Here is a 26,127-nt window from a genome sequence, read left to right as displayed (position 1 = left end):
GCCACCGCACGAACGACCGACCCACCACCCGGCCACCGCGGACCCGCGGCCCACGGCAACCACCACCGATCACCCCTCCTCGGACTCGGCCCGCGCCAGCTGGTTCCCCGCCTCCGCGTACAAGCTCGTCACCAACCACGCGCCCACCCCGATGTCATCGGTGATCCCCACCAACGGCAGCAGATCCGGCACGAAGTCCAACGGCCAGATCATGTACAGCACCGCCCCCAGCCACAACACCGTCTGATAGCGCGGCACCGCCGACTCCTCACCCCGCCACGGCGCCGCGATCATCCCCGGAACCGCCCGCGCCCGCCGCAACGGCCCACCAACACCCGGCGCCGACACCGCCGCCCGCCGCACCCGCCGCAGCGGAACCCACCTGCGCCGCACCCGCGCGACCACACCGGCCACCAACACCCCCACACCCGCCGCCAGCAACGCACCCGGCAACCACCACGACCCGCCGTCACCACCCAACCCCCACACGAGCGCACCGGCCAGCACCAGCACCCCACCCACGGCGATCACAACGCACCTCTCCCCGCCCGCACGGCACGAGCCCCACCACCCTGCCACGCCACTCACCCCGCCCGGTGGCCCGGCACGCGCCCCACCCCGTTCCGTGCCACCCTCGCCCCGGAATCCGCACCCGGGGGGCACCGTGGTCGAACAAGCCCGAACACCGCGCCAGCAACCATCACTGGCCCGCGCGGGCAGCACCATGGCCATCGCCACCATCATCAGCCGCATCACCGGACTCGCCGCCAAAGTCGCGCTCGCCGCGGTTCTCGGCCTCGGCATGGTCAACGACTCCTACACCGTCGCCAACACCCTGCCCACCGTCGTCAACGAACTCCTCCTCGGCGGAGTCCTCACCAGCGTCGCCATCCCGCTGCTCGTCCGCGCCCAGCAGACCGGCCCCCGCGCCGGAGACGCCTACGCCCGCTGGCTCATCACCACCGGCGGCGTCCTCATGGCCGCCGCCACCCTCCTCGCCGTCGCCACCGCACCCCTGCTCACCACCCTCTACCTCGGCACCAACACCCCCGCCAACACCGAACTGACCACCGCATTCGCCTACCTGCTGCTACCCGCGATCCTCTTCTACGGCCTGTCCGCCCTGCTCTCCGCCATCCTCAACGCCCGCCACGTCTTCGGCCCACCCGCCTGGGCCCCCGTGCTCAACAACCTCGTCGTCCTCGCCACCGCAGCCACCTACGCGCTCATGCCCGGCACCATCAGCCCCGACCCCGTCCGCATGGGCGAACCCAAACTCCTCGTCCTCGGCATCGGCACCGCCCTCGGCATCGCCGCCCAAAGCCTCCTGGTCGCCCACTGCCTGCGCCGCACCGGATTCCGCTACCGCTGGAACTGGGGCTGGGACCACCGACTCGGCGAATTCGCCGCACTCGCCGGATGGGTCGTGCTCTACACCCTCATCAGCCAACTCGGCATGATCGTCACCACCCGCGTCGCCGCCCAAGGCACCGAAGGCGGCGTCGCCACCTTCACCTACGCCTGGCTGCTGACCCAAGTCCCCTACGGCGTCCTCGGCGTCTCCCTGCTCACCGCCCTCATGCCCAGGCTCAGCCGCTCCGCCACCGACGACGACCCCACCGAATTCATCGCCGACCTCTCCCTGGGCACCCGTACCAGCGCCGTCCTGCTGCTCCCCATCAGCGCACTCATGCTCACCGCCGGCGGCCCCCTGGGCACCGCCTTCCTCACCCTCGGCGACCACGACACCGCCACCGCCGACCGCCTCGGCGCCACCATCGGCGCCTGCGCCCTCGGCATCGTCCCCTTCGCCATCACCATGCTCCAGCTGCGCGCCTTCTACGCCATGAAGGACGCCCGCACCCCCACCGCCATCAACCTCATCATGGTGCTCACCCGCAGCGCCCTGTGCTACCTGTTCCTGGCCACCACCGACCCCGACGACCTCGTCATCGGCGTCGCCCTCGCCATGTCGCTCAGCTTCGTCATCGGAGCCCTCGCCGGCCAGCTCTGGCTCACCGCCCGACTCGGCCCCATCGGCACCCGCCGCAGCACCCTGAGCCTGCTGCGCGCCCTCACCACCACCACCGCCGGATGCGGCTGCGCCCTCGCCGCCCGCACCGCGCTCACCAGCGCCCTCGACGGCGCCGCCGCCGCCTGGACCGCACTGCTGATCGACGGCACCCTCGTCCTCACCATCGCCTACGGCGGCCTGCTGCTGCTCAAAGCACCCGAACTCGACCCCCTCCGCGCCCTGCTCACCCGCCGCCGATGATCACTTCGGGTTGCGCGCCCGCACCCTCGTCCGCTCCATCCGCAACGCGGCCAGCTCCGCGGGCTCCGCGATCGGCTGCAACGGCGCCCCCACCGCCCACTCCAGCAGCAGATCCGCCAACGCCGGATTGCGCGCCAGCACCGGACCGTGCAGATACGTGCACACCACATGACCGTGCACCGCGCCCTCCGCCCGCCCGGGCCCGTTCCCGATCCCGCGCGTCACCCGCCCCAGCGGCATCGCCCCCGGCCCCAACCGGGTGCGCCCCAGGTGGTTCTCGAACCCCGTCAACATCCCCACCCCGGCCAGCAGGCACTCCGCCGTGACCTCACCGATCGCCCGATCCGCCGCGGGCTCGGTCACCGCGTCCACCAACCCGAGGCCCGCGTGCCGAGCCCCGTCACCGGTCACGAACTCCGCACCCAACACCTGCAACCCCCCGCAGATCCCCAGCACCGGCACACCCCGGCCCGCCGCCCGCTGCAACCCGGGCGAGCGCGACAGCACCCGCATCGCCGCCGTCTGAGCCACGTCCTCACCACCACCCAGCAGGTACAGGTCGCACGACTCCGGCACCGACTCCGACGACGACAGCACCGTCACCGTCTCGCTCGGAATGCCCCGCCAGTGCAACCGCCGCTCCAGCACCAGCACGTTGCCCCGATCACCGTAGGTGCCCAGCAGATCCGGCAGCACCAGCGCGATCCGCACCCCGCCGCTCACGGCGCCGCGCTCCGGGCCAGCAGATCGCGGAACGCGGTGTAGTTCGCGATCACGTCCGGTTCCGGACCGCACCGCGCCAACGCCTCCTGCGCGGTGTCCGCCAGCTCGCAGCGCACCCCCGCGTACCGCAACCGCACCGCCAGATCCAGGCCGCGATCCCCGGTCACCAGCACCGAACGGCCCCGCAACACCTCGAAGTCCACGTCCCAGAGCCAGGACACGTCATGCCCATCCGCCTCGCGGCTGTTCACCGCCAGCACCAGCGGCCGCTCGTGCCCGGTCGCGAGGTCGAGCATCTCCAACCAGCTGGCCGGGTTCTTCGCCAGCAGCAACCGCACCACCCGGTCGTCGAGCAGCACGCTCGCGTAACGACCGCTGGCCTGGCGCAACCCGGCGATCCGGTGCAGCACCGCGTCGGGGTCGCACCCGAGCTCGGCGGCCGCGGCGACCGCGAACGCCGCGTTGATCCGGTTCACGTGACCGGGCAGCGCCAGCTCCAGCGCCCGCTCCCGCCCGTCCGGGCCGAGCAGCCCGCCGCCGGTGACCGTCCAGTCCGCCTCCGGCCGGGCCAGGCCGCACGCGCAGCGCCAGGGCCCGTCGACGTCGGTCAGCGAGGCGCCGCAGCGGGGGCAGTTCAGCGCGTCGTGCCGCCACCTGGTCCCCCCGGAGATCCAGGTCACCGCCGCGTGATCGGCGCAGACGGCGACGACGTTGGGGTCGTCGCGGTTGGCCACGACGCGGGTCCCGGGCGCCTGCCGCAGCGCGGTGCTCAGGCTGCGCTGCACGGTGCGGATCTCCCCGACGCGATCCATCTGGTCCCGGCTCAGGTTCAGCAGCACGATCACCGAGGGGGAGAACTCGGCGGTGACCTGGGCCAGGTGCAGCTCGTCGACCTCCAGCGAGGCGAACGGCGCGGACAGGTCGGTCATGAGCGCGGCCACGTGCCCGTCGAGCATGTTGGCGCCGGTGGCGTTGCTGGTGGCCGTGCCCCGAGTGCGCAGCGCGGCGGCGACGAGCGCGGTGGTGGTGGTCTTGCCGTTGGTGCCGGTGATCATGACGATGCGGCGCCCGGTGGCGAGGCGGGCCAGCAAGCCGGGTTGCAGGCTCAGGGCCAGCCGGCCGCCGATCATGCCGCCGCTGCCCAGCCGCAGCCGGCGCGACATGCCCGCCACGACGCGCCCGGCGCCGAGCGCGAGCGAGGTCCGGACCCGCCCGCCCGTCGCGGGCTTCGGTGCGGCGGGCGGGCCGACGAGCTGCCACGGCGGAACCGCGGCGCGCGGTGGATCATCGCCGGTGCGGGGCCGCGGTGGGCTCTCCCCGGTGGCCGGGCCGAGCTCGTCGAGCTCGCCCTGCCCGTCCCTGGTTCCGGTCATTCGTCACTCCCCCTTGACGAACCGCGGTGGCGCGATGCCGCCGGTGGCCGCACCTCACTGCCGCGGGAGGAGGGGTTCGCCCACGTCCGGCGCGTTCACCGCCTTCGCCCGCCGCTCGGCCAGTGTGGCCCGCCGCCACCGATACAGCGCGACGAACCCGAGCAGGCCACCGGCGGTCAAGGTCACCGCCCCGACCTGCCCGTGCTCGGTGATCGCCTCGGCGAGCACGACCTGCTGCGCGGGGGACACCGCCGCCTCACCTCCTCCTCGGGATCGGTCCGGGGCTCCCATGGTCGGAGCCACCTGGTGGTGGTCCGGGGCGGACATGCCGGAACGTCACCCGTCCGGGCCCCGTCGGTGCGCTCCGAAGCAGGTGGTCGAGCGGCGATCAGCGGCGCTCCCTCCCTACCCTCGGCAGGTCCGGTGTGCGGACCTGGGGGTGCGATGACGGAGTACCTGGTGCTGTTCCTGCTGGGCGCGCTGGCGTTCGGCGGGGTGTGGTGGACGGTGTGGGACGTGCGCACCGACCTGCGCCGCCGCAGGCTCAAGTGACTCCCCTTCCACAGCTGGGGTTCTTCTCGTTGTCGACCATTAGTTTCAGTCGACACTGAAGTTATCGTGCCAAGAAAGAGTTCGAGGCGCGCGAGGACTCGGCGGGTTACCCCTGCGGGTGAACTATTCGAAGTGCAGGCCCTCGGAACTCATCGCCCGGGACAGCGCCGGTGCCGTCAACGCGGTCACGACCAGCACCGACACCGCCGCGAACCCGAGCACCGCGCCCATCCCCGGCAGATCCAGGCCCGGGAACTCCTGGAAGTACACGACCATGATCAGCGCCCCGGTCCCCACCCCGATCGGGACGGCGAGCAGCACGGTGAGCAGCATCGGCACCGCGTTCTGCAGGAACGCCGACCACACCAGGGTGCTGCGGCGCGCGCCGACCGCACCGAGCACCGCCATCGGGCGGCGCCGCTCCTGGATCTGCTCGATCGCGGTGACCAGCAGGCTGCACCCGATCAGGCCGAACGGCACCACCGCCCCCAGCAGCAGCACGTACTTGGCCGTGCGGATCTGCTCGGCCTGCTCGCGCAGCTGCGCGCGGCTCGCGCCGTAGTCGTTGACGGTGCTCGACGCCAGGTTCGCCGCGACCTGGTTGCGCACCGCCTCCACCAGGTCTTGCGACGGTTCGCCGAGCGTCTCGACCTCGATCCACGCCGAGCGCACCTCCACGGGGATCGCCGCGGCGGCCGCCGGCGTGAGCACGACGTCCGCGTACTGCAGCTGCCCGGAACGCCCGTCGACCTCGCCGATGTCGCGCAGCGGCGGCAGCGGCCACGCCACCGCGCCGGCCGAGTCCGAACCCCTGGTGGAGAGCTCGACCACGTCGCCCTCGCGCAGCGGCGGCGCCGGCTCGGTTCCGCCGGAGGCGTCCGGCTCGCCGCGCCCGCGCGGGGTGCGGTACGCCGCACCGTCGACGCAGCCTTCGACCCGCGTGTGGCGAGCCAGGGTGGCGCAGTCGACGATGTCGACCGACCGCGAGGACGAACCCAGCTCCACCGACACCGAATGCCCGCCGAGCACCTCCCCCACCCCCGGCAGCTCGCGGATCCCGTCGAGCGCCGCGACGAGACCGTCGCGCCCGGGGACGTGCTCCTGCCCCGACGCGACGAGTTCACCCGTGCGGGAGGCGCCGTGCTCCGGGGCGAACACGCTGCGCTCCATCGAGGTGATGATGGTCTGCAACGCGATGACACCGGTGACGACCACGGCGATCGCGCTGACCGAGCGTGCGGCGGTGCCGCTGGTGATGTGCAACCTGCGCAGCGCCAGCTGCCAGGCCACCGGGCCGCCGCGGGTGCGGCGAGCGAGCTCGTCGAGGAGCCACGGCAGCAGCAGCGGCACCGACAGCAGCATCAGCGACACCGAAACGATCAGCTGGTAGGCGAACGCGGAACCCTGCAGCCGTGCCGCCCAGGCGCCCGCGGCGATGCCGCACGCACCGAGCACCAGCGGCACGCAGCGCGGCCACAACCTGCGCCGCACCGGGCTACCGCGGCGCACCGACCGCAGCGGGTCGCGCACGGCACCGCGCAGCACCACGAGCGAGATGAACACCGTCAGCACCGGCACGCCCAGCGTGATCAGCACCGCCATCCACCACACCGGGTTGAGATCGGAGGTGAACACCGAACCCTGCCCGCTCCCGAAACCCTCGGCCCCGGCCCGCAGCCCGAGGAACAGCGCCCACCCGGCCACGACCCCCGTCAGCGCGCCGACGAGCGCCTCCCCCGAGGCGATGCGCCGCACCTGCCAGGCCCCGCCGCCGACCAGGCGCAGCGCGGCCAGCCTGCGCTGCCGGGCGGCCTCCGCCAACCGCGTCGTGCTGATCACGAACACCGCCACGGGCAGCAGCAGCACGCACACCCCGACGGCCCACAGCAGCCACAACTCCCTCAGCCCGGAGCCGCCGTCGTCCGCGTCCTCGCCGTAGTGGTGGTCCACGCGGTGCGTGGCGTTCGACCCGGTCAGCCCGGTGGCTCCCTGGTAGAAGTACAGCTCGCCCGGCGCGAGCAGACCGTCCTGCCCGATCAAGCCGGTGACGGGGCCGTGCAGGCGTTCCCGCAGCAGACCGGAACCGGGCTCGGCGAGCAGCTCGGCCAGGGCCGGGGACACCACCAGCTCGCCCGGCGCCGGATAGCGGCCGAGCCCACCGGGCAGCGGTGCGTCCGGGCGCTGCGGCTGCACCAGCTTGCCGTGGATCACATCGCCGTGGAACGAGGTGGAGCCGTCGACGGCCAGCACCAGCGCGGGCAGGTTCGCGTCCTCGGCATCGGCCCAGCCCATGTGGCGGGCGGTGCTGCGCTCGTCGCGGGCGTCCATCATCGTGGGCATCGCGGCGCTGGCCAGCAGCACCGCGACCCCGATCCCGATGCCCGCGGTCATCAGGGCCAGCCGCCCCCACGGGGTGTGGCGGTCGCCGACGGCCAGCCGGACACCGAGGGCGAGGTCGGCGAACCAGGCGCGCAGCCGGCTCATCGCGCGGTCCCCTCGGCGGCCGCGGTGCGCCCGTCGCGCAGCACGACCTCGCGATGGGCGTGGGCGGCGACGGCCGGTTCGTGGGTCACCAGCAGCACGGCGCTGCCCGCTTCGGCCGCGGTCTCGGTGAGCAGCCGCATCACCTCCGCACCACCGGTCGAGTCGAGGGCGCCGGTGGGTTCGTCGGCGAAGATCACCGAGGGATCCGCGACGAGGGCTCGGGCCAGCGCCGCCCGCTGCCCCTGGCCACCGGAGATCTCCCCGGGCCGCTTGGCAGCCTGGGCCGCGACACCGAGCTTGTCGGCCCACTCGCGGGCACGCCCCTCGGCCTTGCGCCGGGCGACACCGTTGAGCCGCAGCGGCAGCGCGATGTTCTCCAGCACGCTGAGCTCGGGGACGAGCTGGCCGAACTGGAACACGAAGCCGAACTCGGTGCGCCGCAGCGCGCTGCGCTCCTCGTCGGACAGGGCGGTCAGCTCGCGACCCCGGAACCGCACCTGCCCGGCCTCCGGCTCGACGACCCCCGCCAAGCAGTGCAGCAGCGTGGACTTGCCGGAACCGGAGGCACCGACGACGGCGACGACCTCACCGGCGTCGACGGCCAGATCGGCGCCGCGCAGCGCGGGGGTGGGGCCGAAGGAGCAGACCAGGCCGGTGCCGGTGAGCATCGATTCGGTCCCGGTCCTCGACGCGGCGGTCATGGCGACTTCTCCTCTGGCGAACTGGCGGATCCGCTCCGGGCGCGACGCGCGTGCGCGGACCACGCCGCGGAACGGCTCGGCGGGTGGTGGGGGGAGCGGCCGCGGCGCGGGCTCACCCCTGTTCCGGGACCGGCCCCGGGACGCGCGGGGCGGGTGCGGCGCCGCGGAGGCGCAGGCCGGTGCGGGGAGGCCGACCGTTCGAACATGCGCGAACCCTACACGGCAGCTGCCACCGCCCAGGGCCGTTGTCGAAAGATCAATCGGGCCGCTGCCCGCCGAGGCGTTGACGCTGCGGGACGACGGTGTAGGCGGGATCGCGGGCGGTGTCGCACCCGGCGTCGAACACGCCGAAGCGGGTGGCCGCACCCCCGATGAGCAGGCACAGCCCGGCGGCGGCGGCCACGTCCCGGCGATGCCCCCCTACCGCGGCCGCGAGCGCTCCCGCGGCGGTGAGGGCGCGAGCGACGCGCAGCACCCGGCCGGGCCGCCCGGTTCGGTAGGCCCGCGCGATCAGGCCCGCCTCGGCCAGCACGACCTCCTCGGCGGCCAGTTCCAGCGCGGACCCCGCGACCGCCATCCGCCGGGCAGGACCGGCTTCGGCGGTCGGCACGCACAGCAGGGCGAGACCTCCGGCGCTGGACACGGCGCTGCCGGCGAACAGGAACGGCAACCCGCGGTGCACCTCGTGCCAACCGGGCACGGCGGTGTCCGCGAGCAGCACAGCGGTGTAGGTGGTCATCGCCGGTCCGACGAGCCCGGCCGCGACGCCGGCGAGCCTGCCGGTCCCCGGCAGCAGGCCGGTGATCTCGCTTCCCGCGGCGGCGGTCGCCAGCGCGGAGAACGGGGCGAGGATCCAGGACCCCACGCTCAGCGGCGACGTCGGTTTCAGCACCCGCAGCATGTTCAGGAACCTGGCGGGCCTGCCGAGGTCGTGCACGAGCGCGACGACGCTGGCGCCCGCCCCTCCCGCCGCCGCGAGGAGCCCGGTGCGGCGCAGCAGGGGCCGCCGGGTGGCTCCGGCGAGCGCGGCCATCGTGGCCGAGGCGCCCGCCAGTCCACCGAGGAACAGGTAGGCGGGCACGTCGGGGACCTTCCAGGTGGGGGTCTTGATGATCGGCCGGCCGTAGTAGGACCGGAACGCCGCCGGTTCGGCCGGGCGCTTCACCCGCGCCGCCCGGCGAAGCAGGCCGCGACGAGGGCGGCCGCGGTCCCGGCGGCGGCCGCCGCGCACCGCCACATCGACGGCAGGTCCCGGGTGGTCACCACCGGGTCGGGCGGCAATCCGTAGACCTCAGGTTCGTCCAGCAGCAGGAAGAACGCCCCGTCGCCGCCGACGCCGTCGTCGGGGTCGTGGCCGTAGAGGCGGGCGGTGGTCTCGCCGAGTTCGTGCAGCTCCTCGACTCGGTGCGCGGCGCGCTCGCGCAGCTGGTCCAGGGGGCCGAACTGGATGGACTCGGTCGGGCAGGCGGTGGCGCAGGCCGGGGCGAGCCCGGCACCGAGACGGTCCTGGCACAGGGTGCACTTGAACGCACCGCCGTCCCCGGGCCGGATGTCGATCACCCCGTACGGGCAGGCGGGCACGCAGTAGCCGCAGCCGTTGCAGACGTCGTCCTGCACCAGCACGGTGCCGTGCTCGGTGCGGATGAGCGCTCCGGTGGGGCACACGTCGAGGCAGGCGGCGTGGGTGCAGTGCTTGCACACGTCCGACGACATCAGCCACCGCACCTCGGCACCGGCCGGCCCGGGCGGGCCGGTGCCGGGCATCCCGAGGTCGGTGGTGGACTGCTCGACGAACGCGACGTGCCGCCAGGTGGAGGCGCCGAGCTCGCCGGTGTTGTCGTAGGACATGCCGGTGAGTTCGAGCCCGTCCTCGGGCAGCAGGTTCCACTCCTTGCAGGCGACCTCGCACGCCTTGCACCCGATGCAGACGCTGGTGTCGGTGAAGAACCCGACGCGCTCGGGGTGCCCGGAGTACCCGGCGTCGGCGGCGGGGTCGGGCAGCGGTCCGCTGAGCCTGTTCGGCCCCGGGGCCTCGGACGGCACTGGCTTCTCGGGCAGCACTGGCGGGTCCTCCTCATCGTCCGGTGTCGCGGGGATCGTCGGCGTGCTCGGTGCCGGTGCGCTCGGTGATGCCCGCCCGGCGGCGGTGCTCGGCGACCAGGTCGGCCAGCGCGGGGCCGCGAGGCCGCCGGCCCGGCCGGATGTCGCAGGTCCCGGCCTTGGTCTCCATGATGTGCACGTTCGGGTCCAGGGACACGCCGATCAGCTCGTTGGCGGCGTCGCCGGTGCTCAGCCCGTTGGGTCCCCAGTGCCAGGGCAGCCCGATCTGGTGTACCACCCGGTCGCCGAGGCGCAGCGGCCGCAGCCGACGGGTGATCAGGACGCGGGCCTCGATGGCTCCGCGGGCGGTGATCACGGTCGCCCAGCCCAGGTGCGCGAGGCCGCGTTCGGCGGCGAGTTCCGGGGACACCTCGACGAACATCGCGGGCGCGAGCTCGGCCAGGTGGTGCAGCCACCGGCTCATGCCGCCCGCGGTGTGGTGTTCGGTGAGCCGGAAGGTGGTGAACGCGATCGGGTAGACCTCGGCGCCGGGTTCGGCACCGCTGGGCTGGTAGCGGTTCTCCGGACGCGAGGACGTCTGCCGGGCGGGGTTGCGCTGCTGGTGCTGGTGCAGCGGGTTGGCCAGCGGGGATTCCTGCGGTTCGTAGTGCGCGGGCAGCGGCCCGTCGACGAGTCCGGCGGGCACGTAGAGCCAGCCGCGCCCGTCGCTCTGCATGATGAACGGGTCGGTGCCGCCGATGCCCGCGGGCCCGGTGGCGCCGGGCGGGGGCCGGTAGCCGGGATGCTTGCCGCGGTCGAAGTCGGGGACGTCGTGCCCGGTCCACTCCCCCGCCTCGGCGTCCCACCACACGTAGGCCTTGCGGTCGCTCCACGGCCTGCCGTCGGGGTCGGCGGAGGCGCGGTTGTAGAGGGAGCGCCGGTTGGCCGGCCACGCCCAGCCCCAGTCGGGCGCGACCCAGCTCTGCTCCCGGCCGGGGCGGCGCCGCGCGGCCTGGTTGGCCTCCCCGGCGTAGACGCCGCTGTAGATCCAGCAGCCGCAGGCGGTGCTGCCGTCCGCCGCGAGCTCGGTGTAGCCGGACAGGGCCGTGCCGTCGGGTCCGGTGCCGCTGATCTCGCGCAGCACGGCCTCCGCGCTGGGCTCGGCGAGGTCGCCCTCGGTCGGGTAGTCCCAGGTGAGTTCCAGCAGGGCGCGGTCGTTCTCCCGCTGCTCGGCGGTGCGGCCGGGGGCGCGGGCGGCGAGCGCGGCTCGGAGCCTGCGGCCGAGGTGGTAGTAGAACCACAGGTCGCTGCGCCGGTCCCCAGCGGGTTCGACGGCCTTGTGGTGCCACTGCAGCAGCCGGTGGGTGTTGGTGAACGAGCCGTCCTTCTCGGTGTGGGCGGCGGCGGGCAGGAAGAACACCTCGGTGCCGATGTCCTCGGTGGACAGTTCGCCGTTCTGGACCTCGGGCCCGTCGCGCCAGAACGTCGCGGTCTCGATCATGTTGAGGTCGCGGACGACGAGCCAGTCGAGGTTGGCCAGCCCGAGGCGCTGCTGACGGGAGTTCGCGGTGCCCACGGCGGGGTTCTCGCCGATGACGAAGTAGCCCTTGACGGTGCCGTCGATCTGGTCGGCGACGGTCTGGAAGCTGCCGTGGTCGCCGGTGATCCGGGGCAGCCGGTCGAACGCGAAGTCGTTGCCCGCCGTGGCCGCCTCCCCCCACCACGCCTTGAGGAGGCTGACGACGTAGGCGCGCATGTTGCCCCAGTAGCCCCGGGCGCCCTCGTCCTCGGCGACGAAGGTGTCGAGGTCGTGGTCGGTGCGGGCCTGCGGCATGGGGACGTAGCCGGGCAGCAGGTTGAACAGCGTCGGGATGTCGGTGGAGCCCTGGATGCTGGCGTGCCCGCGCAGCGCGAGAATCCCCGCGCCGGGGCGGCCGATGTTCCCCAGCAGCAGCTGCAGGATCGAGGCGGCGCGGATGTACTGCACGCCGACGGTGTGGTGGGTCCAGCCGACGGCGTAGGCGATGGTGCTGGTGCGCTCGCGCCCGGAGTGGGCGATGAGGGTGTCGGCGACGCGGCGGAACTCCTCGGGCGGCACCCCGCAGGCCCGTTCGACCATCTCCGGGGTGTAGCGGGCGAAGTGCCGCTTGAGCAGCTGGAACACGCATCGCGGGTGTTGCAGCGTCGGGTCGGTCTCGGGTTCGCCGTGGTAGACGGGCCCGCCGGAACCGGCGCGTTCCGGACGGCTGCCGGCGCGCTCCCGCCCGTGCGGGGTGGCGGGCCCGGTGCCCTCGGGGCGCTCCCAGGACACCGCGGACACCGCCTCGGCGCCCTCGTACTGCCAGCTGGCCGGGTCGTAAGCCCCTTCGGCCGCGTCGAACCCCGAGAACACCCCGTCGAGGTCCTCGGTGTCGGCGAAGTCCTCCCCGACGATCATCGCGGCGTTGGTGTAGTGCACCACGTAGTCGTGGAAGTGGGCGTCGTTGCCGAGCACGTGGTTGATCAGCCCGCCGAGGAACGCCAGGTCGCTGCCCGCGCGCAGCGGCACGTGCTGGTCGGCGACCGCGGAGGTGCGGGTGAAGCGCGGGTCGACGTGGATGACGGTGGCGCCGCGCCGCTTGGCCTCCATCACCCACTGGAACCCGACCGGGTGGGCCTCGGCCATGTTCGAGCCCTGGATGAGGATGCAGTCGGCCTCAGCGAGGTCCTGCAGGAAGGTCGTGGCCCCTCCGCGCCCGAACGAGGTCCCCAGACCGGGAACCGTGGAGGAGTGTCAAATGCGCGCCTGGTTCTCCACCTGGATCGCGCCCAGGGCGGTGTAGAGCTTCTTCATGAGGTAGTTCTCCTCGTTGTCGAGGGTCGCTCCTCCGAGGCTCGCGATGCCCATCGTGCGCCGCAGCGGCCGCCCGTTCGCGTCGGCCTGCTGCCAGGTGGCGTCGCGCGTGTCCAGCACGCGCTCGACGATCATGTCCAGGGCGGTGTCGAGGTCCAGGTCCTCCCACTCCGCGCCGTGCGGGCGCCGGTAGCGCACCCGGTGCTGGCGCGTGGCGGCGGTGACCAGTTCGCGGCTGGCGGCGCCCTTCGGGCACAACCGCCCCCTGCTGATCGGGGAATCCGGGTCGCCCTCGATCTGGGTGACCTCCCCGTCGCGGACGAACACCCGCTGCCCGCAGCCGACCGCGCAGTACGGGCACACCGAGCGCACCACCTCGTCGGCCTGCTCGGTGCGGGAGGTGAGCTCGTCGGTGCGCCGCGAGCGGGCGGCGGTGCCGCGCCCGAGGGGGTCGGGCCCGGTGAGCTGGCGCACCAGCGGCCAGTTCAGCCACTGCGGCATCGGCTGCCCTCCTCCCCGGACGACGACGGCGGGTGCCCCCCAAGGGGACACCCGCCGGGTGATCACCGCAAGCCGGTCAGCCGCCGACGTCCTCCCGCACCGCGTCGTCCGCCGCCTCGCCCGCATCGGATTCCTCCGCGCGGGCGGAGGTGCGGGGCATCCAGATGAACGCGATCAGCGCGGCCACCAGGATCAGCCCGGCCCCGGCGAGGTTGGCGAAGCGCATCCCGCTCATCCAGGCCACCAGCACGTCCCGGGTCAGGCCGGTGCCGCGCTCGCCCAGCGACGCGGCGACCCGAAGGCCCCCGGCCAGCGACAGCTCCGCGGTCTCCCGGGCCCGCGCGGGCAGTCCCGCCAGCGACGGCCCGAGGTGGCTCGCGTAGGTGCTGCCCAGGACGCTGCCGAGGACCGCGACGCCCAGCGAGGCCCCGACCTCGCGGGTGACGTCGTTGGTGGCCGAGCCCATGCCCGCGCGCGCCCTCGGCACGTTGGCCATGAGCTGATCGGTGGCCGGGGCCATCGCCAGCGACATGCCGGCCGCGGTCAGCGCCAGCGGCAGCAGCAGGTGCCAGTAGCCGGAACCGGCCGTCAGCGTGCTCAGCCCGGCCATGCCCGCCGCGGCCAGCACCAGCCCGGTCGCGATCGTGCCGCGCGGGCCGAACCGGCCCACGATGCCCGCGACCTGCGGGGCGATCAGCACCATCATCACCGACATCGGCAGCATCGCCACCGACGAACCCAGCGGCGAGTAGCCGAACACGAGGATCAGCGTCTGGCTCAGCGAGAAGAACACGCCGATCATCGCGAAGAACACCAGGGTCAGCGCGACCGCCGACGCCGAGAAGGCGGCGTTGGCGAACAGCGACACGTCCAGCATCGGGTCCTTCGCGCGGCGCTCCCAGAGCACGAACGCCCCGACGAGCACCAACCCGGCCGCGACCACCACCAGGGTGCGCGGCGCGGTCCAGCCGACGTGCTGGGCGTCGATGAGCCCGTAGACCACGGCGGTGATGCCCGCCGTCGACAGCAGCGCACCGCCGAGGTCGATGCCGCCGTGCCCGCCCTCGGGTCCGGCGCTTCCCGCGTGCTTCGGCACGTACCGCACGCCGGCGATCACCGCGACGATCACGACCGGGACGTTGATGGCGAACGTGGCGTGCCAGGTGGTGAACTCCAGGAGCAGCCCGGCGATCACCGGGCCCAGCGCGGTGCCCGCACCGGAGACCGCCGCCCACACCCCGACCGCCTTGGTGCGCTCGGAGCTGGGGAACACGCTGGTGAGGATCGACAACGTCACCGGCATGATCATCGAGGCGCCGAGGCCGAGCAGGCCGCGGGCGGCGATCAGCTCCGCGCTGGAGCCCACGAACAGCCACACGTACAGCGACACGGCCCCGAACAGCACCAGCCCCGCCTGCAGCATCGCCTTGCGCCCGTAGCGGTCGGCGATCGTGGACGTCGTGAACAGCAGGCCCGCGAACACCAGCGCGTAGGCGTTGCTGAACCACTGCTGGTCCGACAGCGAGGACCCGAGGTCCTGGGACAGGAACGGCAGCGCCACCCCGAGCGAGGTGTTGGCCAGCATCGTCGCCGACAGCGCCAGGCACAGCACCAGCAGCGTGGCCCAGCGGCGGCGGTACACCCCCAGGTCGATGCCGTCGGCCACGGCGCGGCGCTCCCCCTCGGTGCGCGGGCCCTCGTGCCGCGCGCCGCCGTTGGAGGCGCCTCCCGGGGCCGGATCGGGGTCGGTACCGGACACGAGGTCTCCTCAGTTCGCGAACGTGACGCGACCACGTTATGTCAGGACTGCCATCTGTCACTCATGACATCAGTCACCGTTGACGCCCTCGTCCGGCGGGACGAACCTGGGGCGCATGACCGCCGCACCCGCGCACCCTCCCGAACCCGCCGACCGCAGGCGGCGCCGGACCGCACGCACCCGGGCGGGCATCGAGGAGGCGGCGCTGCGGTTGTTCACCGAGCGGGGCTTCGACCACACCACCGTCGAGCAGATCGCCGAGGCCGCCGACATCGCGCCCCGCACCTTCTTCCGCCACTTCCCCAGCAAGGACGCCGTGCTGTTCGGCGACTCGCTGCGCGAGCAGGAGCGGATGCGCGCCGTCCTGTCCGCCCGCCCGCCCGGCGAGCACCCGATGCGCAAGCTCGCCGCCGCCATGTTCGACACCGCCGAGCGGGTGCAGGCCGACCGCGAGCAGCACCTCCTGCGGGCCCGGTTGCTGGAGTCCCTGGAGGCCACCGGCGACTACGAATCGCACCTGCTGCACCGCCGCTGGGTGCACGACGTGGCCGCCGCGCTCGCCGAGCAGTGCGGCGACGGGCGCCCGGAACCCCACCTCTACACCTGGGCGATGCTGATGATGACCTGCTTCGGCACGGCGATGCGGTCCTGGCTGGTGCGCACCGACGGCACCCCGCTGCCCGAGGTGCTGTCCGCGCTGCTGGAGGACACCGCCGCCGGGATGCGCGAGATCACCGGCGACGCCGGGTTCCCGGGGACGAGCTGAGGCCCGCCTCGCGCCTCGCCCGGCCGGGCGCCTCCGGGCTCAGCGGACCGTGATGAGGTGGTCGCCGCGCGGGACGAGCTCGCCGATGACCGGCGCCCCGGGGATCTCCCCGGCGATCAGCAGGCCCCCGGAGGTCTGGGCGTCGGCCAGCAGCAGCGCCTCGCCCTCGCTGACCGCCCCCAGCGCGCAGTGCGGGCGCACCCAGTCCAGGTTGCGCTGGGTGCCGCCGCTGACGTGCCCGTCGCGCAGCGCCTCCCGCGCCCCCTCCAGGTAGGGGACCGCGGAAGCGTCCAGCACGGCGGAGATCCCGCTGGCGCGCACCAGTTTCAGCAGGTGGCCGAGCAACCCGAACCCGGTCACGTCGGTGGCGCAGCGCACCCCGGCGGTCAGCGCGGCGGCCGAGGCGTCGGCGTTGAGCTCGGTCATGGCTGCCACGGCCTGCGGGAACACCTCGCCGGTCGCCTTGTGCCGGGTGTTGAGCACCCCGACGCCGAGGGGTTTCGACAGCGACAGCGGCAGCCCCGCCCGGCCCGAGTCGTTGCGCAGCAACGCCTCCGGGTCGGCGACGCCGGTCACCGCCATGCCGTACTTGGGTTCGGGGTCGTCAACGCTGTGCCCGCCGGCCACCGGGCACCCGGCGGTGCGGCCGATGTCGAGCCCGCCGCGCAGCACCTCGCGGGCCAGCTCCAGCGGAAGCCGCTCGCGGGGCCAGCACAGCAGGTTGATCGCCAGCACCGGGCGAGCCCCCATGGCGTAGACGTCGGACAGGGCATTGGCGGCGGCGATCCGCCCCCAGTCGTAGGCGTCGTCGACGACGGGGGTGAAGAAGTCCGCGGTGCTCACCACCGCCTGCCCGGCCTGATCGAGGCGCACCGCGGCGGCGTCGTCGCCGTCGTCCACCCCGACCAGCAGCGCCGGGTCGGGCAGGGCGCGCAGGTCGGCGACGACCTCCTCCAGCTCCCCGGGCGGGATCTTGCAGGCGCACCCACCGCCGTGGGCGTGCTGGGTGAGCCGGTACCGGGCGGGCACGTCGAGTTCCGTCACGTCGCGGACCGTAACCCCGCCGCCCGCCTCCGGCAGCGGTCCGCACACCGACGGGGCGCGGCCCACCCGCACCGGTCCCCGCGCGGCTGGAACGCGGCGGGCGTAGCTTGGGCGCCGCCCGCACGACGGGCGGAGGAGGCGTCAGGGCGCCTGGTGGCCCCCGCGGTCTTCAACACCGACGTGGCCGAGCACCTCGGTCAGGCGGGTTCGATTCCCGTCCGCCTCCGCCACGCCAAGCCACCCGACCGGGTGGATACGATGCCGCGATGTCGTTCACGCGGCCGGGCCCCGGGTGGTGGATCTACTACCAGTACGGCGGAACGCTGCCCGAGCGGTTCCGCGACTGGGTGCTGCACGACGCCACCTGCCCCAGCTGGGTGCTGCGGGTGTGCGTGCGGGGCCTGCTGCACGTGCTGCCGCTGACCGCGCTCGTGCTCGCCGTGCTGTGGTGGGCCGGCGGATCGTGGCCGATCGCGCTCGGCGCGGTCCTGCTCGGGGTGCTGGTGGTGCTGCGGATCGTGCTCACCAGCTCCGTGGAGAGCGTCGACGCGCGCCTGAGCAGGCACGGCTTCCCGCCCGGGCACGGCGCGGCCGTGCGCGGCCGGATGGACGCCGACGCGGCCGCCCGATACCGGGCCGTCTGGCGCGACGGACCCGGCTGAGCTCGCCGGGCGCGGACCGGCGCCGAGGCTCCTATGCTCCGGCGCATGGACGCGCGGCGCCGGATCCCCGCCACCGACCGGGTGCTCGACGATCCGGCGCTGGCCGAGGCGGCCCGCCACCTCGGCCGCGACGCCGTCCGCGCCGCCGTGCACCGCGCGCAGGACGACGCCCGGGAGGGGCTGATCCCGCCCGAGCACGTCGTGCCCGCCGCCCGCGAACACCTGCCCCGCACGCCCGGCGGGCCGCGGCCGGTGCTCAACGCCACCGGCGTCCTGCTGCACACCAACCTCGGCCGCGCCCCGCTCTCCCCCACCGCCGTCGACGCCGTCCGGGCTGCCGCGGGCACCACCGACGTGGAGCTCGACCTGGCCACCGGCCGCCGCGGCCGGCGCGGACGCGGCGCCCGCGAGGCGCTGCTGGCCGCGATTCCCGCCGCCGAGGACGCGCACGTGGTCAACAACGGCGCCGCGGCCCTCGCCCTCGTCGCCACCGCGCTGGCCGCGGGCCGCGAACTCGTCCTCGCCCGCGGTGAGCTCGTCGAGATCGGCGACGGGTTCCGCATCCCCGAACTGCTCACCGCCACCGGGGCCCGGCTGCGCGAGGTCGGCACCACCAACCGGGTCCACCTCGCCGACTACCGAGACGCCCTCGGCCCCGAGACCGGCGCGGTGCTCAAGGTTCACCCGTCGAACTTCCGCATCACCGGCTTCACCTCCCAGGTGCCGGTCACCGCGCTGCGCGCGCTGAACGTGCCGATCATCGCCGACATCGGCTCCGGCCTGCTGCACCCGCACCCCGCGCTGCCCGACGAACCCGACGCGCAGTCCACCCTCGCCGCCGGGGCGGACCTGGTGACCGCCAGCGGCGACAAGCTGCTCGGCGGCCCGCAAGCGGGACTGCTGCTGGGCAGCGCCGAGCTGATCAACCGGTTGCGGCGGCACCCGCTCGCCCGGGCGCTGCGGGTCGACAAGCTCACCCTCGCCGCCCTGGAAGCCACCGTGCGCGGCCCGGCCACCCCCACCGCCGAGGCCCTCGACCGGGCCCCCGACCGGTTGCTCGACCGCGCGCGGCGGCTCGCCGCCCGGCTGCGCGACCACGGCCTCGACGCCGACGCGGGACCCAGCACCGCCACCGTCGGGGGCGGCGGCGCGCCCGGCGTCGAGCTGCCCAGCGCAGCCGTGCGACTGCCCGCCGAGTTCGCCGCGGCCCTGCGCACCGCGCCTGCCCCGGTGCTCGGGCGCGTGGAACGCGGCCGTTGCCTGCTCGACCTGCGGGCCGTGGCCCCCGAGGCGGACGCGGCGCTGGGCGACGCGGTGCTGGCGGCGGCCGGATGCGGGTGATCGCCACCGCCGGGCACGTCGACCACGGCAAGACGACCCTGCTGCGGCAGCTCACCGGCATGGAACCCGACCGGTGGGCCGGGGAACGCGACCGCGGCCTCACCATCGACCTCGGTTTCGCCTGGACCCGCGTCGACGAGCAGCTGCTGGCGTTCGTCGACGTTCCCGGCCACGAACGATTCGTGCCGAACATGCTCGCCGGGATCGGCCCCGTGCCCGCCGTGCTGTTCGTCGTCGCCGCCGACGAGGGGTGGCAGCGGCAATCCGAGGAACACCTCGACGCCCTGCACGCCCTCGGCGTGCGCCACGGCCTGCTGGCGGTCACCCGCTGCGACCTCGCCGACCCGGCCGCGGCCACCGAGCAGGCCCGCCACCACCTCGCCCGCAGCAGCCTCGGCGCGCCCCCCGCCGTGCACGTCAGCGGCCGCACCGGGCACGGACTGGCCCGGCTGCGCACCGCGCTCGCGCACCTGGCCCGGCGACTTCCCGCCGCCGACCCCGCCGCACCCGTGCGGCTGTGGGTGGACCGGGCGTTCACCCTGCGCGGCGCGGGGACCGTCGTCACCGGCACCCTTCCCGCCGGGACGCTGCGCACCGGCGACCAGCTGCGCCTGCACGGCCGCGACCTCCGGGTGCGCGGCCTGCACGCCCTCGGGCAGGCCCGCACCGAGGTCACCGCCGTGGCGCGGGTCGCCGTGAACCTGCGGGGCCTGCCCCTCGACGAGGTCCGCCGCGGGCACGCCCTGCTCGCGCCCGGGCACTGGCTCGACAGCGACCTGCTCGACGTGCGGCTGTGCGCGGGCGAGGCCGCCGACCTGCCGCGCCACCTCGTGCTGCACCTGGGCTCGGCCGCCGTCCCCGCCCGGGTGCGGCCGCTGGGCACCGACACCGCGCGGCTCGCCCTGCGCCGCCCGCTGCCCGTGCACATCGGCGACCGGGCGCTGCTGCGCGACCCCGGCGCGCACCGCGTCCTCGGCGGCGCCGTGCTCCTCGACGTGCACCCGCCCCCGCTGCGGCGACGCGGCGACGCCCGCCGCCGGGCCGCCGCGCTCGCCGCGATGAGCGCCCGACCCGACGGCGCGGCCGAACTGCGGCGACGCCGGCTGGTACCGCGCGAACTGCTGTCGGCGATGGGCGCCACCACCCCGCCCGGCACCCCGGAAGCGGCGGGGTGGCTGCTCGACCCCGGCCACCGCGACGTCCTCACCGCCGACCTGCTGCGGCTGCTGCGCGAGCACCGCGACCGCGACCCGCTCGCCGACGGTCTCAGCACCGACGCCGCGCGGCGCGCCCTCCAGCTGCCCGAACCGGGCCTGCTCCCGCTGCTGCTGGACGTGCCCGCCGCCCGCGAGGTCCGCGCCGAGCGCGGCAGGCTGCACCTCGGCAGCACGCCCTGGCCGCGGCCCGTCGCCGACGCGCTGGACCGGTTGCGCCGCGCCCTCACCGACGCCCCGTTCACCGCGCCCACCACCGCCGAACTCGACGAGCTCGGATTGCGCGGCGCCCCCCTGGCCGCCGCCGTGCGCGCCGGAGAACTGCTGCGGCTGGCCCCCGACGTCGTCCTGCTGCCCGGCGCCGAGCGGCGGGCCCTGGTCCTGCTCGCGGCGCTCCCGCAGCCGTTCACCCCCGCCCAGGCCCGCCGCGCCCTCGGCACCACCCGCCGCGTCACCATCCCCCTGCTGGAACTGCTCGCCGCCCGAGGCGGCACCCGGGCCCTGCCCGACGGAACCCACCAGCTCCGCTGACGCACGCCCCTGCGATCAGGCCCGCCCCGGCGCATCGTGGAACGAGCAGCGGGCCGCGGCGCCCCGGCGGCGAGGGAGGCACGTCATGGCGCGCAAGATCTGGACGGGCTCGATCCACTTCGGGCTGGTCACCATCCCGGTCGGTCTCTACGCCGCCACCGAGGACCACAGCCCCTCCTTCCACCAGTACGAGCGCGGCACCACCGATCGCGTCCGCTACAAGCGCGTCAACGAGCGCACCGGCGCGGAGGTCGACTACGGCGACATCGTCAAGGGCCGGGAGATCAACGGCGTCCTGGTCACGGTCGAACCCGAGGAGCTCGACGAGATCGCCCCCGGCCGCTCCCGCACCATCGACATCACCTCGTTCGTCGACCTCGACGAGATCGATCCGGTGCACTTCCAGCGCACCTACTGGCTCGCCCCCAACGCCAAGGAGAACCACCGGCCCTACGACCTGCTGCGCCGCGCCATGGAGCAGACCAACCAGGTCGGCATCGCCCGGTTCGTGCTGCGCGGCAGGGAATACCTCACCGCCGTGCGCGCCGACGACACCGCGCTCGCCCTGGACACCCTGTTCTTCGCCGACGAGATCCGCGAACCCGGCGAGCTCCTCGGCGACGTCGAGGGCACCGCGCCCTCCGACAAGGAGGTGCGCATGGCCGAGACCGTCATCGAATCCATGGCCGACGACTGGCGCCCCCAGGACTACGAGGACACCTACACCGAGCGCGTCGAGAAGCTCCTCGCCGACAAGGCCCGCGGTGCCGCCCCCGAGACCGCCGAGGAACCCGCCGAGCCCACCGACGTCATCGATCTCACCGACGCGCTGCGCCGCAGCGTCGACGAAGCCCGCGGCCGCAAGAAGCGCCGCCGGGGCCGCGAGGACCTCGCCGAGCTCACCAAGGGCGAGCTGGACAAGCGCGCCAGGGAGCTCGGCGTGCGCGGCCGCTCCAAGATGAACCGCTCCGACCTGGAGGCCGCCGTGCGCGACGCCTCCCGCGCCGCCAGCTGAGCGGGCCCGCCGTGAGCAGCCGCGTCACCGTCCGGGTCGAGGACCGAGACCTCACCCTGTCCAACCTGGACAAGGTCCTCTACCCCGCCGCTGACTTCCGCAAGCGCGACGTCATCGACTACTACCGGCGCATCGCCCCCGCGCTGCTGCCGCACGTGCGCGGCCGCGCCGCCACCCTCATCCGCTTCCCCGACGGCGTCAACGGCGACTCCTTCTACGAGAAGAACGTCTCCCGCCACGCCCCCGGCTGGGTGCCCACCGCCCGCCTCGTCAGCGGCGCCGACGGCACCGGCCGCGCCGTGAACCACCACGTGCTCATCGACAGCCTGCCCACCCTGGTGTGGACCGCGAACCTCGCCGCCCTCGAACTGCACGTCCCGCAGTGGACCGTCGGCGACGGCGACCGGCGCAACCCGCCCGACCTGCTCGTGTTCGACCTCGACCCCGGCCCGCCCGCCACCGTCGTCGACTGCTGCCGCGCCGCGGAACTCCTGCACGACCGGCTCCGCGCCGACGGGCTGCGCGCCTACCCGAAGACCAGCGGCGCCAAGGGGATGCAGCTGTACTGCCCCGTCACGACCACCCGAGGCGACCAGACCTCCGCCTACGCCAAGGACCTCGCCCGTTCCCTGGCCGCCACCCACCCCGGCGAGCTGCTGGCCACCATGAGCCGCGCCGAGCGCACCGGCAAGGTCTTCCTGGACTGGAGCCAGAACAACACCGCCAAGACCACCATCGCTCCCTACTCGCTGCGCGCCCGCGAACACCCCACCGCTTCCACCCCGATCACCTGGGACGAGGTGCGCTCCTGCCGCGACCCCGCCCAGCTGCGCTTCACCGCCTCCGACGTCCTCGCCCGCGTCGAACGCGACGGGGACCTCCTCGCCGACCTGCACCGCGACCCGCATCCCCTCTGACCCGCCACCACCTCGGGTTTGAGGTCACGAGCCGCGCGGGAAGACCCCGAGGAGTGCCATCGACCGGAAGGGGCGACCATGTCCGGCTTCTTCGGCTCCGGCGGGTTCGGTTCGAGCCCGTTCGACGACTTCCTCGCCCGCTACCTCTCGGGCGGTGACAGCCCTCAGCCCCAGCGCGTCGACCTCACCCGGCTGATGAGCCGCCACGCCCAGGACCTCGTCGCCGACGCCGCGCGCCTCGCCGTCGACCGCGGCGGCCGCGACCTCGACACCCACCACCTGCTGTGGGCCGCCACCCGCTCCGAGGTGCCCCGCGGGATGCTGGACCGAGCCGGAGCCGACCCCGACGGCCTCGCCGGTCGCGTCGAAGCCCAGCTGCCCGGCGGTGAACCGGTCACCCAGCCCCCGGCCCTCACCCCGGGAGCCAAGCGCGCCCTGCTCGAATCCCACCAGATCGCCCGCGCCGTCGGCTCCTCCTACATCGGCCCCGATCACCTGCTGCTGGCCCTGGCCGCCAATCCCGAGTCCCCCGCCGGACGCCTGCTCGCCACCGCCCACGTCACCCTCGAATCGCTGCAGGCGGGAGCAGCCGACCACCCCTCGGCGCGCCAGGGCGACCAGGCCGACACCGCCAGCACCCCCACCCTCGAGCAGTTCGGCCAAGACCTCACCGCCCGCGCCCGCGACGGCGAGCTGGACCCCGTCATCGGCCGCGACGACGAGATCGAGCAGACCATCGAGGTCCTGTCCCGCCGCACCAAGAACAACCCCGTGCTCATCGGCGAAGCCGGGGTCGGCAAGACCGCCGTCGTCGAAGGACTCGCCCAGCGCATCATCGACGGCGACGTGCCCGACTCCCTGCACGACAAGCGCGTCGTGCAGCTCGACCTCGCCGGGGTCGTCGCCGGAACCCGCTACCGCGGCGACTTCGAAGAACGCATGAACAAGATCCTCGACGAGATCAGCAGGCATCGCGAACAGCTGATCATCTTCCTCGACGAGCTGCACACCATCGTCGGCGCCGGCGGCTCCGAGGGCGCCGTCGACGCGGGCAACATGCTCAAGCCCAAGCTCGCCCGCGGCGAACTGCACGTCGTCGGCGCCACCACCCTCGACGAATACCGCACCACGATCGAGAAGGACGCCGCCCTCGAACGCCGCTTCCAGCCCATCACCGTCGACGAGCCGACCGTCGCCGACACCACCCGCATCCTCTGCGGCCTCCGCGACCGCTACGAAGCCCACCACCAGGTCCGCTTCTCCGACGACGCGCTGCGCGCCGCCGCCGAACTCGGCGACCGCTACATCACCGACCGGTTCCTGCCCGACAAGGCCATCGACCTCGTCGACCAGGCCGGCGCCCGCAAACGCCTCCGCGCCGGAACTCCCGACACCGATCTGCGCGAGCTGGAGGCCCGATCCGACGACCTCGCCCGGGACAAGGCGCAGGCCATCGCCGAGGAGGACTACGAACGCGCCGCGGCCCTGCGCGACCAGATCAGCGAGGTCCGCGACCGCATCAGCTCCCAGCGCCGCGGTGGCGAGGGGATCCCCGTCGTCGGCCGCGAGGAGATCGCCGACATCGTCGCCAGCGCCACCGGCATCCCCGCCACCCAGCTCACCGAGCAGGAGAAGACCCGGCTGATGAACCTCGAGCACCACCTGCACGAGCGCGTCATCGGCCAGGACGAAGCCGTGCACGCCATCGCCCGCGCCGTGCGCCGCTCGCGCACCGGCATGGGCGACCCGCACCGGCCGGTGGGGACCTTCCTGTTCCTCGGACCCACCGGCGTCGGCAAGACCGAACTCGCCCGCGCCCTCGCCGAATCCCTCTTCGGCGACCAGGACCGCATGATCCGCCTCGACATGAGCGAGTTCCAGGAATCCCACACCGCCAGCAGGCTCGTCGGCTCACCACCCGGCTACGTCGGCTACGGCGAAGCGGGCCAGCTCACCGAAGCCGTCCGCCGCCGCCCCTACTCGGTGATCCTGCTCGACGAGATCGAGAAGGCCCACCCCGACGTGTTCAACACGCTGCTGCAGGTCCTCGACGACGGCCGCCTCACCGACGGCCAGGGCCGCACCGTCGACTTCACCAACACCGTGCTGATCATGACCAGCAACCTCGGCTCCGACATCATCTCGCAGCGCTCCGGCGTCCTCGGCTTCTCCAGCCGGGACCAGGAACGCGCCGACGAACCGGCCCGCGACCGCATCCTCGCGCGACTCCGGGAGACGTTCCGCCCCGAATTCCTCAACCGCATCGACGAAGTCGTCGTCTTCCGCAGGCTGGAGAGCGAACAGCTGCACCGCATCACCGAGCTCCTGCTCGGCGACACCCGCCAACGCCTGCACACCCAGGACATCGAGGTCGACTTCAGCGCCGCCGCCGTCGACTGGATCACCGAACACGGTCACCAGCCCGACTACGGCGCCCGCCCCCTGCGGCGCACCATCCAGCGCGAAGTCGACGACTCCCTCTCCGAACTCCTCCTCGAAGGCAGGCTCGGCGAAGGACAGCGGGTCGAGGTCGACACCTCCGGCGACCACCTCACGTTCGAGGTCCGCCCCGCGCTCGAAACCGGAGCGGGCACGTCCTGAGCCGAGCGCCACCACCACAACAGCACGGACGGTGACGAAACCGCTGCGATGGGTTACGATGGAGCTGCCGCCGCACCTCCCCCTCGTGCGGTGCGAAGGCGCCCAGGGCTCGAACCCCCAGCAAGCCCTGGGCGTCACCACGTCCAGCGACGGATCACTCCGCCAACCGCGCCGGGAACCCGCCCGTCGCGATCGGACCCCACTCCTCGATCTCCACCCGGATCAGCGACTTGCCCTGCTTGCGCATCGCCTCCCGGTACTCCTCCCAATCCGGGTGCTCCCCCGAGATGCAGCGGAAGTACTCCACCAGCGGCTCCACGCTCTCCGGCGGATCGACCACCTCCGCCCGACCGTCCACCTGCACCCACGGCCCGTTGAACTCGTCGGAGAGCACGCACACCGACACCCGCTCCCGGCGCCGCGCGTTCACCGCCTTCGCCCGCTCCGGATACGTCGAGATCACGACCCGGCCCTCGGCATCCACCCCGCAGGTCACCGGTGAGATCTGCGGACGCCCGCTCTCCCGCTCCGTGACCAGCAACGCCCGATGCCGCGGACGCAGGAACTCCAGCAGCTCAGCACGATCCACCCTGCTGTTGGTGGCGATGGAGGGGGCCACGACGATCCTTCCCACGGGCGAACGACTTCCGCCGCGAAACCTACCCCAGCACCCCGACCGGCACCCCCGCGCTCGTGACGTTTCCAGCCGCCCGCAGCTCGATCACACGGCACAATCCCCCTGCTGAACGCTCCTTGTGAGTGACGAAAGGCCCTGCGATCTGCGCCGCCGCCCGC

20 protein-coding genes and 1 tRNA gene are annotated in these 26,127 nt (G+C 73.9%); 9 read left to right on the top strand and 12 right to left on the bottom strand.

Annotation, left to right across the window (positions count from 1 at the left end):
• Positions 1–69: 69 nt before the first annotated feature.
• Complete coding sequence (locus tag ACL03H_RS11205) at positions 70–531, bottom strand: YkvA family protein (protein WP_412811097.1); 462 nt, start codon at positions 529–531, stop codon at positions 70–72.
• A gap of 94 nt (positions 532–625) precedes the next feature.
• Between ACL03H_RS11205 and murJ the strand changes: the two genes are divergently transcribed.
• Positions 626–2,275: a murein biosynthesis integral membrane protein MurJ gene (murJ, locus tag ACL03H_RS11200; protein WP_412811096.1), complete on the top strand. Its 1,650-nt coding sequence runs from the start codon at positions 626–628 to the stop codon at positions 2,273–2,275.
• Here the strand turns inward: murJ and ACL03H_RS11195 are convergent, their stop codons facing one another.
• The 9 genes from ACL03H_RS11195 to ACL03H_RS11155 all read right to left on the bottom strand — a co-directional run bounded on the left by ACL03H_RS11195 (position 2,276) and on the right by ACL03H_RS11155 (position 15,241).
• Positions 2,276–2,998: a type 1 glutamine amidotransferase gene (locus ACL03H_RS11195; RefSeq protein ID WP_412811095.1), complete on the bottom strand. Its 723-nt coding sequence runs from the start codon at positions 2,996–2,998 to the stop codon at positions 2,276–2,278. It abuts the gene before it with no gap.
• Entirely contained in the window at positions 2,995–4,371 is a 1,377-nt protein-coding gene (locus tag ACL03H_RS11190) for a DUF1727 domain-containing protein (RefSeq protein WP_412811094.1), read from the bottom strand. The genes ACL03H_RS11195 and ACL03H_RS11190 overlap by 4 nt, the downstream gene beginning before the upstream one ends.
• A 54-nt stretch (positions 4,372–4,425) precedes the next feature.
• Positions 4,426–4,620 (bottom strand): hypothetical protein, encoded by a 195-nt coding sequence (locus tag ACL03H_RS11185; protein WP_412811093.1) that lies wholly within the window; start codon positions 4,618–4,620, stop codon positions 4,426–4,428.
• A 426-nt stretch (positions 4,621–5,046) separates the two neighbouring features.
• Positions 5,047–7,407, bottom strand: a complete 2,361-nt coding sequence (locus ACL03H_RS11180; RefSeq protein ID WP_412811092.1) for an FtsX-like permease family protein — start codon at positions 7,405–7,407, stop codon at positions 5,047–5,049.
• Complete coding sequence (locus tag ACL03H_RS11175) at positions 7,404–8,108, bottom strand: ABC transporter ATP-binding protein (RefSeq protein WP_412811091.1); 705 nt, start codon at positions 8,106–8,108, stop codon at positions 7,404–7,406. The genes ACL03H_RS11180 and ACL03H_RS11175 overlap by 4 nt, the downstream gene beginning before the upstream one ends.
• A 256-nt stretch (positions 8,109–8,364) precedes the next feature.
• Positions 8,365–9,273 (bottom strand): NrfD/PsrC family molybdoenzyme membrane anchor subunit, encoded by a 909-nt coding sequence (gene nrfD / locus ACL03H_RS11170; RefSeq protein ID WP_412811090.1) that lies wholly within the window; start codon positions 9,271–9,273, stop codon positions 8,365–8,367.
• On the bottom strand, positions 9,270–10,166 hold the full coding sequence (locus ACL03H_RS11165; protein ID WP_412811183.1) for a 4Fe-4S dicluster domain-containing protein: 897 nt from the start codon (positions 10,164–10,166) through the stop codon (positions 9,270–9,272). The genes nrfD and ACL03H_RS11165 overlap by 4 nt, the downstream gene beginning before the upstream one ends.
• 16 nt (positions 10,167–10,182) lie before the next feature.
• A complete protein-coding gene (gene fdh, locus ACL03H_RS11160) occupies positions 10,183–13,482 on the bottom strand; it encodes a formate dehydrogenase (protein ID WP_412811089.1) in 3,300 nt (1,099 codons plus the stop codon).
• 76 nt (positions 13,483–13,558) lie between these two features.
• Positions 13,559–15,241: an MFS transporter gene (locus tag ACL03H_RS11155; RefSeq protein ID WP_412811088.1), complete on the bottom strand. Its 1,683-nt coding sequence runs from the start codon at positions 15,239–15,241 to the stop codon at positions 13,559–13,561.
• A 115-nt stretch (positions 15,242–15,356) separates the two neighbouring features.
• On the opposite strand from ACL03H_RS11155, the gene ACL03H_RS11150 reads away from it, so the two are divergent.
• Entirely contained in the window at positions 15,357–16,007 is a 651-nt protein-coding gene (locus tag ACL03H_RS11150; protein WP_412811087.1) for a TetR family transcriptional regulator, read from the top strand.
• A 39-nt stretch (positions 16,008–16,046) separates the two neighbouring features.
• Here ACL03H_RS11150 and selD read toward each other — a convergent pair whose 3' ends face one another.
• Positions 16,047–17,036 carry a selenide, water dikinase SelD gene (gene selD / locus ACL03H_RS11145; protein ID WP_412811182.1) on the bottom strand — a complete coding sequence of 330 codons (990 nt, stop codon included), beginning with the start codon at positions 17,034–17,036 and terminating at the stop codon, positions 16,047–16,049.
• 149 nt (positions 17,037–17,185) lie between these two features.
• Between selD and ACL03H_RS11140 the strand changes: the two genes are divergently transcribed.
• The 7 genes from ACL03H_RS11140 to ACL03H_RS11110 all read left to right on the top strand — a co-directional run bounded on the left by ACL03H_RS11140 (position 17,186) and on the right by ACL03H_RS11110 (position 25,332).
• A tRNA-Sec gene (locus ACL03H_RS11140) sits at positions 17,186–17,281 on the top strand.
• A 36-nt stretch (positions 17,282–17,317) separates the two neighbouring features.
• Positions 17,318–17,713, top strand: coding sequence for a DUF5313 family protein (locus tag ACL03H_RS11135; protein ID WP_412811086.1), 396 nt, complete (start codon positions 17,318–17,320; stop codon positions 17,711–17,713).
• A gap of 45 nt (positions 17,714–17,758) precedes the next feature.
• Complete coding sequence (gene selA / locus ACL03H_RS11130; protein WP_412811085.1) at positions 17,759–19,054, top strand: L-seryl-tRNA(Sec) selenium transferase; 1,296 nt, start codon at positions 17,759–17,761, stop codon at positions 19,052–19,054.
• Positions 19,045–20,799 (top strand): selenocysteine-specific translation elongation factor, encoded by a 1,755-nt coding sequence (selB, locus tag ACL03H_RS11125; protein ID WP_412811084.1) that lies wholly within the window; start codon positions 19,045–19,047, stop codon positions 20,797–20,799. Before selA ends, selB begins: the two co-directional genes overlap by 10 nt.
• An 85-nt stretch (positions 20,800–20,884) precedes the next feature.
• A complete protein-coding gene (gene ku, locus ACL03H_RS11120; RefSeq protein ID WP_412811083.1) occupies positions 20,885–21,814 on the top strand; it encodes a non-homologous end joining protein Ku in 930 nt (309 codons plus the stop codon).
• Between the two features lie 11 nt (positions 21,815–21,825).
• Positions 21,826–22,731 carry a non-homologous end-joining DNA ligase gene (gene ligD / locus ACL03H_RS11115; RefSeq protein ID WP_412811082.1) on the top strand — a complete coding sequence of 302 codons (906 nt, stop codon included), beginning with the start codon at positions 21,826–21,828 and terminating at the stop codon, positions 22,729–22,731.
• A 78-nt stretch (positions 22,732–22,809) separates the two neighbouring features.
• Positions 22,810–25,332 (top strand): ATP-dependent Clp protease ATP-binding subunit, encoded by a 2,523-nt coding sequence (locus ACL03H_RS11110; RefSeq protein ID WP_412811081.1) that lies wholly within the window; start codon positions 22,810–22,812, stop codon positions 25,330–25,332.
• Positions 25,333–25,486: 154 nt separating this feature from the next.
• Here ACL03H_RS11110 and ACL03H_RS11105 read toward each other — a convergent pair whose 3' ends face one another.
• A complete protein-coding gene (locus tag ACL03H_RS11105) occupies positions 25,487–25,951 on the bottom strand; it encodes a PPOX class F420-dependent oxidoreductase (RefSeq protein WP_412811080.1) in 465 nt (154 codons plus the stop codon).
• Between the last annotated feature and the right edge of the window lie 176 nt (positions 25,952–26,127).

The organism is Saccharopolyspora antibiotica (assembly GCF_047200635.1).
Classification (GTDB): domain Bacteria; phylum Actinomycetota; class Actinomycetes; order Mycobacteriales; family Pseudonocardiaceae; genus Saccharopolyspora_C.
Note: the sequence above shows the minus strand (reverse complement) of the source record. Positions and strands in the feature narration are given on the sequence as shown.

Bases quoted from the DNA above. Each gene is read 5' to 3' on its own strand.
- ACL03H_RS11175 (WP_412811091.1), bottom strand. From the start codon at position 8,108: ATGACCGCCGCGTCGAGGACCGGGACCGAATCGATGCTCACCGGCACC.
- ACL03H_RS11110 (WP_412811081.1), top strand. From the start codon at position 22,810: ATGTCCGGCTTCTTCGGCTCCGGCGGGTTCGGTTCGAGCCCGTTCGAC.
- ACL03H_RS11135 (WP_412811086.1), top strand. From the start codon at position 17,318: ATGTCGTTCACGCGGCCGGGCCCCGGGTGGTGGATCTACTACCAGTAC.
- ACL03H_RS11190 (WP_412811094.1), bottom strand. From the start codon at position 4,371: ATGACCGGAACCAGGGACGGGCAGGGCGAGCTCGACGAGCTCGGCCCG.
- ku (WP_412811083.1), top strand. From the start codon at position 20,885: ATGGCGCGCAAGATCTGGACGGGCTCGATCCACTTCGGGCTGGTCACC.
- selA (WP_412811085.1), top strand. From the start codon at position 17,759: ATGGACGCGCGGCGCCGGATCCCCGCCACCGACCGGGTGCTCGACGAT.
- ACL03H_RS11150 (WP_412811087.1), top strand. From the start codon at position 15,357: ATGACCGCCGCACCCGCGCACCCTCCCGAACCCGCCGACCGCAGGCGG.
- ACL03H_RS11180 (WP_412811092.1), bottom strand. From the start codon at position 7,407: ATGAGCCGGCTGCGCGCCTGGTTCGCCGACCTCGCCCTCGGTGTCCGG.
- selB (WP_412811084.1), top strand. From the start codon at position 19,045: ATGCGGGTGATCGCCACCGCCGGGCACGTCGACCACGGCAAGACGACC.